At 39.6% G+C, this 12,862-nt stretch carries 10 protein-coding genes; all 10 read left to right on the top strand.

Annotated features, from left to right (window positions below; all coding sequences use genetic code 11):
• Positions 1-3 precede the first annotated feature (3 nt).
• The 10 genes from AAH582_RS14585 (at position 4) to AAH582_RS14540 (ending at position 12,838) form a co-directional block, all read left to right on the top strand.
• A complete protein-coding gene (locus AAH582_RS14585; RefSeq protein ID WP_343318266.1) occupies positions 4-507 on the top strand; it encodes a hypothetical protein in 504 nt (167 codons plus the stop codon).
• 501 nt (positions 508-1,008) lie between these two features.
• The gene (locus AAH582_RS14580; RefSeq protein ID WP_046673020.1) at positions 1,009-1,296 is read left to right on the top strand and encodes a hypothetical protein; all 288 of its coding nucleotides are present in this window, start codon (positions 1,009-1,011) and stop codon (positions 1,294-1,296) included.
• A gap of 311 nt (positions 1,297-1,607) precedes the next feature.
• Positions 1,608-2,249 carry a YbjQ family protein gene (locus AAH582_RS14575; protein ID WP_343322365.1) on the top strand — a complete coding sequence of 214 codons (642 nt, stop codon included), beginning with the start codon at positions 1,608-1,610 and terminating at the stop codon, positions 2,247-2,249.
• Entirely contained in the window at positions 2,246-2,668 is a 423-nt protein-coding gene (locus AAH582_RS14570; protein ID WP_046673022.1) for a hypothetical protein, read from the top strand. The genes AAH582_RS14575 and AAH582_RS14570 overlap by 4 nt, the downstream gene beginning before the upstream one ends.
• 409 nt (positions 2,669-3,077) lie before the next feature.
• Positions 3,078-6,254: a hypothetical protein gene (locus AAH582_RS14565; RefSeq protein ID WP_343318263.1), complete on the top strand. Its 3,177-nt coding sequence runs from the start codon at positions 3,078-3,080 to the stop codon at positions 6,252-6,254.
• 12 nt (positions 6,255-6,266) lie between these two features.
• Entirely contained in the window at positions 6,267-9,818 is a 3,552-nt protein-coding gene (locus AAH582_RS14560; protein WP_343318261.1) for a DUF6443 domain-containing protein, read from the top strand.
• Positions 9,819-9,821: 3 nt separating this feature from the next.
• Positions 9,822-10,697 (top strand): ankyrin repeat domain-containing protein, encoded by an 876-nt coding sequence (locus AAH582_RS14555; protein WP_046671602.1) that lies wholly within the window; start codon positions 9,822-9,824, stop codon positions 10,695-10,697.
• A gap of 16 nt (positions 10,698-10,713) precedes the next feature.
• Entirely contained in the window at positions 10,714-10,878 is a 165-nt protein-coding gene (locus AAH582_RS14550; protein ID WP_156167481.1) for a hypothetical protein, read from the top strand.
• A gap of 306 nt (positions 10,879-11,184) precedes the next feature.
• Positions 11,185-11,316: a heavy metal-binding domain-containing protein gene (locus AAH582_RS14545; protein ID WP_084823028.1), complete on the top strand. Its 132-nt coding sequence runs from the start codon at positions 11,185-11,187 to the stop codon at positions 11,314-11,316.
• A 472-nt stretch (positions 11,317-11,788) separates the two neighbouring features.
• Positions 11,789-12,838 carry a tail fiber protein gene (locus tag AAH582_RS14540; RefSeq protein ID WP_084823027.1) on the top strand — a complete coding sequence of 350 codons (1,050 nt, stop codon included), beginning with the start codon at positions 11,789-11,791 and terminating at the stop codon, positions 12,836-12,838.
• Positions 12,839-12,862: the final 24 nt, after the last annotated feature.

Raw genomic sequence — 12,862 nt, 5'->3', positions numbered from 1 at the left:
ATTATGAATAAGCTTTTAATGATGTGTATTTTGCTTTGTTTGTCTTGTTCTGGACTCTCTCAAGATAAAGAAGATATTGTATTGTCTGTTTTATCCAAAGACGTTATTGGTAAGACTTTTAAGTTCAATCTAAGCGATAAAAAGGTTTATAATAATGAAGCTTCTATAACTTATTTAGGCGAAATTGATACAAAAACCGATGGGAAATATTATGTAGTTACATGGGGTCGTGTATGGGGACCTAACAACCATACTACAGGTGCTGTTTTGTTATACGATAATAAAAAACAATACTTTGGAAAGTATGTGTTGGGAGCTATAAGTGATCTGCCTATAAAGTTAGACAAGAATGAACTGTTCTTTTATAACACAAATAAAAATGACTGTGACCAGTCTTTAGTCACTAAAATTGATTTTTCTGAAGTTCCTAAGAATATCTTCATAAAATGCAATGGTGAATTGGGGGATGTTTATGAGCTTAGTTTAGACTCCTTGGAAAAGAAATAGTCATCGGATGTGAGATATTCCTGATTCAGCGCCCAATCTTTATCGGATTGGGCGTTATTGTTTTATTTGAGTATCGCCTGCATCTTGCTCTTGGTGGAGATTTCGATACTGCTGACCATCCGAATTCGAAAATTCATGACCATTCAATTCGGAAAATTTTGACCGCTAAAATATTATGCTGATAAGTTTAAAATCCATTTTTGCTTATTTGATGGTTCCTATTTATAGTGGTCAATTTGCGTCGGAATTGCATGGCCCCGATGTCCGAAATCTCCAGCCAATAAACTGGATAAAAAAAATAGCAGATTTGCACAGTTCAGAACTAGAAAGTGTAAAATAAACTCATTCATAAATTTCTGAAATTTGCCAAATCTAAAAATTACATCAGTATAAAACGTTTATGAAAAGAGTACCATTTAGGAAGAGTATCGTATAAAGGGAAAAGTCATATTTTATTTAGTTTCGGTGGGGCATTATGCCGCTAATACAACAGGATCTCTAATGGAGTTAATTAACTATTTTTCTGATGCCAACGAGGCAGTTTTGACAACATCATTTGTTTTGAATAAGACGGACCAAATAACTAGAGTGTATCATCATCTCGAGGATGGAATGTGGGAATTTATTAGTGACAGAGCGGTTGAAGAATCGGATTATAAAGTTATTTCCATGGAAGAGATATTGAACACAGATGAGGAGCTGTTGTCTCTTTCTGATATGGAGCGCGGCTTTTTTGCTTATAGAAAAGAACCAAATGGTACTTTTGAGATAAAACCCTCAATCCTATAAAGATTGGGCGTTGTTGTTTTATTTGAGTATCGCCTTCATCTTGCTTTTGGCGATGAATGCGACAAATAATGCAAATACGTGATCCTTTGCACTTTCGGTGAGCTTTTCAATATCCTGAAACCTTTCCACTGTCCTATGGTCTTATTCTATTGTACCTTACTTTTATGTATTCATATCCAGAAATCGCTACCTGGTGTTTATCTTAATTGTCTTATTAAAACGTTCGAATAAATTAGCTACGGTTTCCCGTAACCAGCCATCCTTTCAAACCTATACCTTAGCCTTACAGTTTGTAATAATCTTGAAAGTTAATATCTGTAAGCCTATTCATTCAGCCAACCACGACCAATTCCATCGAAGGGAGGGAGATTTCACGATATAATGATCCAATAGCAGCCAATGTTGTCATCGGTACCACTGTCTTTAGCGATATAGGAGCCAGCTATGTAGATTTCTTTGGCGGTCGTTCTACCAGCTATGAGAAGAAGATGCAGGAAATGTACAAGCGTGTCACAGAAACGCTCAAGCAACGTGCGCAGGCAATTCGGGCTGATGCTATTATAGAGTATAGTGTGGATATCAATGAAATCTCAGGAAAGGGGAGTCAAATGTTTATGATTACTGCGGTGGGGACACCAGTACATCTTAAAGAGGTTGCTCGTGTTCCTGTAGAGAAGCAGGATGATCTATTGGACGGTGAACTGATTCAGCAAAAGGTTCGAGCAGATATTATCTTAGAGAATTATAAGTCGCTAGGGTCTATTAATAAGGAAACAGCTGAATTCATCGCTACGTCGGGCCCACGGGAATTTGAGCCACTTGTGTTCAAAGCAATGAATGAGGATTATGGTCTAGAACAAACTCCAAAAGAAAAGTTGGAAGTGCTATTCCGCTATTTTGATTACTTATCATATGAGGAAGCTATTGCTATTCTTTATCAGAAGGCAATTTGACAACCTTACAAGTAAAACGTATCAGTGCTATTATCACTTCATCCAATTTTATCGATTACACAAAAGCCATTAACCTTTTAAATAGTAATATACATGCTAGACGTATTGCGCTGAAAATATTCTTTTTGGACAAAGATTGGTATTCAAAAGAAGATGTTACTATTCTGAAAAGTTTAGAAGGAAATGCTTTGGCAAAGTTCTTCCCTGAAATTGTACAAGTTGAGGAATCGAAGGGAATATTTTCGAGTGGAAAAGAAGTGCGGCGATGTGAATGTGGTCATACAAATAAGCATGACAATTCAAACTGTGGCTCCTGCGCACGAGATAAAAGAGGTTTTATGGAGAAAAGTTGGAAACCGGAAGAAGTACAGGATACGTTAAATAGGAGAATACGGATTATTGAAAAGCTGGATATCTAATCACACAGGGACTTTTTATAAATTATTCACAATTACTACTTAGTCATATGTTATGGATAGAGCAATAGTTTATGTTTTTGACGATGAGGAATCTAAAATTGTATATGCTAACGAAGTGATATTTAAATAGAATATTGCTTCTTAATTAGGTCTCCATTGTATTCTTGCAATTCTAAATGAAATATTATTGATTGAATAGATGAAAATCCTTATATTTAATTGATTTTAGATTAAAGCTTGTTAATTTATAGAAAAGTAATTAAAAGCCCGATTTTTAGGGACAATATATAACCAGGGGGATATTGGATTTAAAAGGCCAAATAATCTATACTCAATTATAAGAGTTGACTACTACATTTCTTTGCCAAGTTTGGAGATAATATTTCAATATTCCTCAATAATTAAGTTAATGAAAAGTTTTTTATTTACATTGATGTCAGGGACCAGCTTGCTGATATCTTCACTGAGCGCTTCTGCTCAGTCAACAGAGCCGAATTACATACATCCCAAACAGTATTTGCCCTCAAGCCCAGATGTGATGGCGTTTAACAAAATAAGCTTTATACCCGTTGGCTTATTTACGGGAAAGCCGAATATTACTGTCCCAATTACAAATTTAAAGATTCAAGATTATGACTTTCCAATTTCGATTAATTATAATGCTGGTGGTATAAAAGTTGAAGAGATAGCGTCAAATGTTGGATTGGGATGGTCTCTCAATGCCTATGGTAATATATCGGTAGCTGTCAATGGGTTTGGTGATTTTCAGAATAATGGTTTTGCTACATTGTCATCGACAGAATTTAAATTGCCAGATGCCCATCTATCAGGCTTGATATCCTATCAACCTGATCAGTTTAACGGTGGGACACTATATCGCTTGGGTGTAGGTAGTGCTGAAGGTACAATAGATACTCAGCCGGATATCTATTCATATGCGGTTAACGGAATTAGCGGTAAATTTTATTTTGATCAATATGGGCAAGCACACACCATACCATTCAATGGAGTTAAAATCGAACATTCTGGCTTCGGTAATAATATCTCAATAACAGATCTAAAAGGAATAAAATATACATTTGGAGATTTTGAATTTTCAGAATTACCGAGTAATTGTAGTGCAAGTTCCATATCTGGACAGACCATGCTACTCACTACAATTGCTCTTCCTACAGGATCTACAATCCAATTTGAATATATCGCAGTCAACTATACACAAAGGATCCAACCGCCTATAAGTAGGAATATCCCACTTGGTACACGAAGTATTGGTTTAGATTGTACGAACACAAACACAAGTATGATTGTGAATTCTAAAGCTATTAATAGGATCATTAGCTCAGATGGTACCGAGATAAAGTTCTACTATGGAGCAAATCGTACTGATCTTGTCGGTACTAAGGTTTTGGACAGAGTCGAAGTAAAAAAAATGGGTATTTCTCAGAATACAAATTTTTATTATAGTTATTTTGGTAGTTCGAGTGAGGAGTTTCAGCGGTTGAAATTGGACAGTGTTAAAAATTACAATGGTGGTACATATAGTTTTACTTATAATGGCCAGATTTCTTTACCAAGTAGATATTCATTTTCACAGGATCATTGGGGATATTATAATGGAAAGAATAACCCTAATTTACTTCCTGTCGAGCCTGAATTTGGTTTTACGGATGGGGCAAACCGTGAAGTTGATCCAAGTTATCTACAGGCAAATATTCTAACAAGGGTTACCTATCCTACCAAAGGCTATACTGATTTTGTGTATGAGCCAAACGATTATTATTCTAAAGATACCATGAGCATTGTATCACATGCTGACCATTATTTAAATAGTCCAAGTAATCAGATCATAAATTTTACTATACCGGAGGGAGCTATAGTGAGCCAGTCAAAACTTAAGATTCAAGTAAGTGGCTCCAGCTCCGGTGGGGGAATTGGAAATGAGCCTGAAGACCCACAGGATTATGTGGTATCTATCCAAGGAAATAACGGGTTTCAGGCAAACTATACTGCCTATCAGAACCAAACACTGGGACTGAACTTATCACCTGGGGTCTATAGTATGCAGTTTTCAAATACTGGAAATAGAATGACAAATATTACGCTGAGTTATGATGTCACTACAAAACAATATTCCGAAGGAAATAGATTTGCAGGCGGGCTTCGATTAAAAACACAAATAAGCTATGCCAAGGTCGGAGATATAACCCCTCTAATAGAAAGTTATGTCTATGCTATAAATGGGAAATCCAGCGGTCAAATTAATTATAAGCCAAAATATACCTATCTATTGGAAAAATATTTTTTGGATGAAAATGTATATAACTTTTTTCCATCTAGGTTCTTTGTCCAGAATTCAGCAAGTGTTGATCCATTGAATTCTTTACAGGGGGGAAGTGTTGGTTATACGTTTGTATCCAAAATTCAGTCGAGCGGGGCGCAAAAGGTGCAGGTGGATACCGAGTTTTCTCACTATGGAGATTATGGTGGACGTTATTCCTTCCCTCTGCCACCTGTTATTAGTATGGATTGGGCGAATGGAATGTTGTTAAAAGAGACTTCTTACATTGATAAGAATGGTATGCTTAAGCCTGTAAAAGAAGTGCGCAACTCTTACTCTATTCAAAATGAAGATACCTTTTGGGATTATCATTTTTCTCCCATTACCAAACCGACCGACGACGGAAATAGAGGTATAGGTTATGTCATTGCTTTTGCTTCTCCACCTTATTTGAATGGTCTGTTAAAAAAAGAGGCCACATTTTTTATCAATGATTATCGCTTGATATCTAAATGGATCCGTCAGGATTCCATTGTCACCACTCATTTTGACACAGAAGATAGAAAAATAAAAACAATATCTATATTCAACTATGGTGATTTATATAATCTTATGCCTACGCGTATCAAAATTGAGAAAAGTAACGGTAGAACTTCCAGCAAGCGCTTGTATTATACAACCAGTATTCCGGATAATCTAAAAACTACAGAAACAGCAATTTTAAAAAGCCAACATCGTTTGAGTCAGATAATTCTAAGTTCAGATAGTATCAACGTTGGACAAAATGTAAACCAACGAATTATTTTTAAGAATTTTGGCAACGATCGGGTGTATTTAAATAAGGTATATCTTAAAAATGGTAGCGCAGACGAGTATCCACAATTGGAAATTTCGCTTTATGATACTTATGGGAATGCAAGGGAATTTAAGGATCTTTCTAATTCTTCTATTGTCTATCTCTGGGGTTATAGCGGCAAATTTCCAGCGATAGAAATTAAAAATGCGACCTATGCAGAAGTTGCAACAGCACTTACGCAGGCGGCTATTGACAACCTGAACAGCAGTAGCCAGACAGAGGCGACGATGGAGACCCTGATCAAGAATGCCGCTGATAAGTTACGCACAGACATTCCCAAAGCCATGGTGACCAGCTATACATATAGACCATTGGTTGGTATGACCAGCAAGACGGATGCCCGTGGCATTAAGGAAACTTATACCTACGACGGCATGCAGCGTTTGCAGACAATTTTAGATCATCTGAACTATGTGACCAAGTCCTTTGATTATCATTACAGACCCAATTAAGCCAATTCAATTATGAAAAAGAACTTTTTAACATTACTGTCATTAGCTATATTGGGTACTGTGCATGGGCAGACACTTGTGGACAACCTCACCCTGAGTTCCTATAGCAACCAGACCAATATCCAGGCGCTCAAGAGTATTACACTCCAGAACGGCTTTTATATCCCTGCCCCGGCGGCAGGCAAAACCATTACGATCGGTATTGCCGGCTTTCAGAATCTTGTGAGTACTCCTACAGCTGGACAGAACTATATATTAACCAAAACGTTCCGTAGTCCGGGTGTTACACTTGCTACATTGAATGCGCAGCGTACGATCGGAGATGAGAACCAGAGTATCCAGTACTTTGATGGTCTAGGAAGGCCTAGCCAAACGGTGCAGCTAATGGCCAGCCCGACCTATAGAGACATTGTACAGCATATGGAGTATGATGGATTTGGCAGGGAGAATATCAAATATCTTCCGCACGTGCAGAATTTGGCGGGAAATGGAAGCTTCAAGCCTACGGCCAAGATAGACCAGCAGGCCTACTATGCAACCACGAATACCTGGGATGCTGCCGTGGTCAAGACAGCGAAGCCCTATGCAGTTACTGTTTTTGAGAACAGCCCGCTGAACCGTGTGCAGCAGCAGGGGGCACCAGGGATTCCCTGGCAGCCAGTTGCGATCCGCAACAACGTAACCGCCAGTACCGATTCCGGCCGCACAGTGGTAAGTGATTATGGGACGAACGGCACCAATGATGTGCGGTTGTGGACAGTCAACAGCACCGGAGCCACAGCAGGTTATTATACTGCCGGCAAACTCTATAAAACGGTGATCAAAGATGAGAACTGGGTGTCGGCAAACGGCAAGGGCGGTACGGTGGAGGAATATAAGGATTTCGAGGGGCACCTCGTGCTCAAGCGCGTGTGGGAAACGGACAGCAAGAAACTGGAAACGCAGTATGTGTATGATGACTTTGGAGACCTGCGGTATGTGATCCCGCCGGGATTTCCGGCTACGACCACAGCACTGACCGAGGCCACCACAGGCGATTTCCATGAGCTGGTGTATGCTTACAAGTACGACGAAAAGCGAAGGCTGGCTGAGAAAAAGATTCCGGGCAAGGGCTGGGAATGGCTGGTGTACAATACCAATGATCAGGCTGTGCTGACGCAGGATGCCGTACAGCGCGGACTAGGGAAATGGAGTTATACAAAATACGATGCATTTGGGCGTGTTGTACAGACGGGATTATACAGCAAGACTTTTGCGAGCCAGCCTGCGGCACAGGCCGATGTGAACACGGTAAGCAAATATTGGGAGGACCGTGTCGGAACTGCCAATTATACCAATCAGGCCTATCCAAAGACGGGGCAGTCATTGCAATTGGTGAATTATTACGATGATTACGGATTTACTGGAGGAAATACAGCCAATCTGCAGCCACTGAATATTACCAGAAGCACCAAGATCAAAGGGCTTTTAACGGGAAGTATGGTGTGGAAAGATGACCGTTCGGATTCAATGCTGACCATCAGTTATTATGATGACTATGGACGTGTGATCCAGAGTGTGGGGCGTAACCATTTGAACGGCACAGACCGTGTGACCAATGAATACAATTTTCCAGGTCAGGTAGTCAAGAGCACCAGAGTTCATACACCATCCACTGGGGCAGCGGTGACCATCATTACCACCAATGAATATGACCATGTGGGTAGGCTGGTACAGACCAAGAAGAAAGTCAATGGACAGGATGAAGTGATCCAGAGCAGGCTTGCCTACAATGAGATCGGGCAGCTGAAGACCAAATCACTGCATAGCGAGAACGGTGGTGGCAACTTTATGACCAATATCGGTTATGCCTATAATGAACGGGGTTGGCAGACTAAGGCAAGCTCGGCGCAGTTCACCTCCCAGCTGAACTATAATGTCAATGGTACAACGGTGCTGGGTAACGCCCAGTATAATGGCAATATCGCGCAGCAGCTGTGGGGCTATGTTGCTACAACAAACAGCGCATTTACCTACACTTATGATGCATTAAACCGGTTGAAGAGTGGGGTAAGTAACGGTACAGTGATGAGTGAGGCCTTGACATACGATGATATGGGTAATATCAAAATGCTTGTCCGTGACAATGGTACAGCGATTACCTACAACTATAACAATACCAATAAGAGCAACAGGCTGGAAAGTCTCTCGGGAGGCGTAACCGGCTCATTTACTTATGACCTTAACGGAAATGCGACGAAGGACCGTACAGGGATGGCCCTAAGCTATAATTACCTGAACCTGCCAAAAACAGTGACGGGTACAGGTAAGAGCATTGTCTACACCTACGATGCATCTGGCGCTAAGCTGAACCGAAAGTCTACTGTTGGCGGTATCACAACCGAGCAGGACTATATCGGTGGGATTGAATACAGCAAAGCAAGTGGGGCAAATCCTGTGATCGAACGTGTCGCTACCGAGGATGGATTCCTGCTGAACAGTTCGGGGACTTACAGTTACTATTATAACCTGACAGATCATTTAGGCAATGTAAGGGTTGTACTCAAGAAAGATGGTACAGCTACAGCACCTGTTGCCACAGTGATGCAGAAACAGGATTACTATCCATTTGGTAAGACGAAATCTATTGCAACGAGTATCAATAATAAGTATCTTTATAATGGCAAGGAGATGCAGACTGACCTAAATGGTGGTACGCATACCTTGGGAGGTTCTTATGTTCTAGAAGGGCAGCTGGATTATGGGGCGAGGTTCTATGACGCTGAGATAGGTAGATGGAATGTTATTGACCCTAAGGCAGAAGTGAACAGACGTTGGTCTCCATATCGTTATGCTTATGATAATCCATTGCGATTTATTGATCCGGACGGGATGTTAGAGGAACCAACTCCCTTAGAGGCTGCCATGATTTCTAAACACGTATATGGAGATAAGAAAGATCCAGGTGACCTTATTGGCGGATGGCAGGTTTCTAAAGCAGGAGGAGGTTTACAGTTAAATAATGAAAAAAGTGGTTTTAAGTCTAATGTATATGAGAGAACTGTGGATGGGAAAACAGAATATGTATATGCTACAGCTGGCACAGAGATGGATGATTTTAAGGATGCTAAACATGATGTTTTACAACCATTAGGGATGTCTTCTCAATATACTCAATCAATTAAAACTGTAGATGCTTTGAAAAAAATTATAGGAAGTGCTGAATTAACTTTCACTGGTCACTCTTTAGGCGGTGGTTTGGCGGAAAACAATTCATTACATACTGGAGATAAGGCAATAACTTTCAATGCGGCGGGGGTAAGTCCACTAACAAGTGGTACCTTAAAGAAATCTAATACAGATGCATATATTATGAGGACAGATCCGTTAAATGCTCTTCAAAAGATAAGCGCAATACCAACGGCTGGGGGAAATAAGCATTTTCTTCAACCTCGAAGTTTTAGTGGCATATTTAATGGTCATAGTATTAACTCTGTGATAGAGGCTCTGATAAAACCTACGGTAGGTCAACAAATAAATAGCGGATTGAGAAATTCCATCACTCCTTCTCAATTTAAATTTTAGATTATGAGAATTTTTATAGTAATATTAACTTTTACACTTTGTGGTTGTCATAATAGGGATGATAAGATCGATAAAGAGAAACTTCTTGGTAATGACTATCGGCTTTTCCAAGGTTCGCCTAGTTGGGATTTGGCAAAGGCAGTGGAAGATGAGAATATTAATTTAGTGAAAAAACTAGCTAACGAAGATAGGCAGCCCGTCAATTACCAAGAGCCTAAATTTGGCAAAACTTTATTGATGCTCGCGATTAATAATAACGATTATCAGAGTGCAAAAACATTATTAGCTTTGAAAGCTGATCCCAATATCGCAGACAGATATCGAGGATCTACAGCGATGCATGATGCCGCAGCAAATTCAGACCCTAAATATCTAGAGCTTTTGATAAAGTACCATGGTAACCCTAATGTTGTTGAGAATAAGCCGATTACAGATAGTGACAATGGAAGGGAAACGCCATTAAATATAGCAATTACATATATCTCAGGTAATAATCTAAATAAAGTTAAACTCTTAGTTAATGCGGGAGCCGATGTTAATTTTTATAATTCTTGGTATACTTATTATCCGCATTTACCATTATCAGATGCAATAAGCCATCAACAGTTTGATATAGCACAATATTTACTTGAACAAGGAGCAGATTATAAGCGAATCATGTATAGGACGGTGCAAGGAGATTCAATCTACATTTTGGGAGCACTTAGAAGAGAAATAGTTGATTTGGATAAAAAAGAATACCGCCAGAAGAGAAATGTCATATCCTTTTTAAAAACTAAAGGATTGGATTACGCGAAGGAACCAGTCCCTGATTTTATTGAAGAAAAGCTCAAAAAAGATTATCCGGAGAATTGGCAAGAGGTTCTAAAAAGTTATTAGTTAATATGACTACTGGGTGAGGTTTTATGACGCCGAAATCGGACGATGGAGTGTGGAGGACGGGCCAATCCCGGGTTGTATGGGTGGGACCGGAAATCCTGGTCGTATTGTAACTGGAGGCGCTCCCTTAGATCTGAAAGGAACTAACCCGGTTTTTAATAAGAATTGGTGGAAATGGTAAATATAACAGAATTAGAAAGTTGAAAATTAAATATTCTTTTGCAGTATTTTTATATACCTATTTGAACCAAATTGACCTGTCTTTGAATAGAAGTAGGTGGGAACCTCTTGATAATCTGAGGGATTTTTATCGAAGCCAAATTTCTCCTAAAAAAGTTGCAAATTATCTCATTAATAAATTGGGGCTAAACGTTGAAAAATTGAATTATTTGATTTTTATTGACGAAGAATCTTTGTGGGAGAAAATTAAAGATTCATTATTATCAGACTTGGGTGTTAACCTTGCCCGATTGAAAAGTATAATGCCATGATATTAACCACGACCAATTCCATCGAAGGGGGGGATATTTCACGATATAATGATCTAATAGCTGCCAATGTTGTCGTCGGCACCACTGTCTTTAATGATGTAGGGGCGAGCTATGAAACAAGTGATTGAACGTCTCGAAAAATCAGAGACGGCATTGTCCGAAATGAGGAGTGAGCGAGAAAAAACCAGTAGAATATTATTAACCGCTAACTGATAAAGCCTCCCTTGCTGACTGTCAAGGGAGGCTCTATTGTGCTGTGCTTTTCGGTATCTCCCAGCTACCGCTTATAAATCTCTTGTTTTTCTAAGATAGGGCCTGCTACATCCATACTTTTGCCTATATCATTTAAATTAAAGAAATATGGCAAATCAATTTTTGGTTAAGGAACACGTGGTTGCTATGCAAAGTTTAATAGCGATGCGATATAACCAGAAGGAAAAAATATATTAAATAACGCTATGAATAAATAGCAGAAATTTTTAAATTCAAGTAACCATAAAAAGAATGCTAACCAGGTCTATAGATGCAACAAAAATAGCTTCTTAAAGATTCCTATTGTATTTTTATTACTGATATATTTTATTAACCAGTTTATTAGCTATGAATAAGTTAAAGTCGGCATTTCTATTTGCCTTTAGTGTATGCGCCATGGGAAGCCATGCACAAAATCTGCTCAACCTCAATGATTGGGTAACCGGATCTGGTGGAACTTCAGGCCTCACTGCAAATGGTCTGACCAGTGAGAACGAACGTGAGTGGGGGGTGGGTCCTTTGGGTACACAGGTTATCCTATGGAAAGGGGCTCCCAGCGGAGATGGGAATGCGGACGGGGGCTGGAACTCAGTGGATATTCCGATCAATAATCAGAAGACCTACCGTTTTTCGGTTTGGATGAAAAGAACAAATTCTAAAAGTGGAACGGCCTATTTGGGCTGTGCCCCAGGTGTGAATACACTTGCTGGAACGATAAACAATAACCCCTATTTTTGGTATGGAAATCTCCCTGAACTTGATCGCTGGTATCTTCTGGTAGGTTATGTACATGGTTCAAATGACCCCTCTACCGTAAATTATGGTGCAATATACGATGGCGTTACAGGTCAGAAAGTTATTGGTCTGACAGACTTTAAGTTTGCAGCGACGAATACAATCACTCGCCATCGGTCGTACCTATATTACGACAACAATACCGATGATCGTCAGTATTTTTATGGCCCTCGGATAGAGGAAGTCAACGGAAATGAGCCCACGATAAGTTCTCTCTTAAACAACCCTGTGGGAGCCGGAGACTTCTACTTTTCAGGAAAAGTTGGTGTCAAAACCCAAACACCCGGAGATTATGATCTAGCTGTGAAAGGCAAGATCCGCAGCCAAGAGATCAAAGTGGAGACCTCGGGCTGGGCCGACTATGTTTTCGAAGAGGATTATAAACTACCTACATTGGCCGAAACCGAAAAATTTATTCAAAAGAACGGCCATTTGCCCGATGTTCCTAAAGCAAGCGAGGTTGCAGCAAACGGTATTTCCTTGGGTGAGATGAATAAGATTCTGTTGAAGAAAATAGAGGAGTTGACGTTGCAGGTGATTCAATTAAATAAAACTGTTCAGGAACAGGATAAAGAAATTAAGATAATAAAGATCGCCAAATAGACCGTGAGAAAAAAGATTCAAATA

The sequence above is a fragment of the Sphingobacterium multivorum genome (assembly GCF_039511225.1).
Taxonomy (GTDB): domain Bacteria; phylum Bacteroidota; class Bacteroidia; order Sphingobacteriales; family Sphingobacteriaceae; genus Sphingobacterium.
Note: the sequence above shows the minus strand (reverse complement) of the source record. Positions and strands in the feature narration are given on the sequence as shown.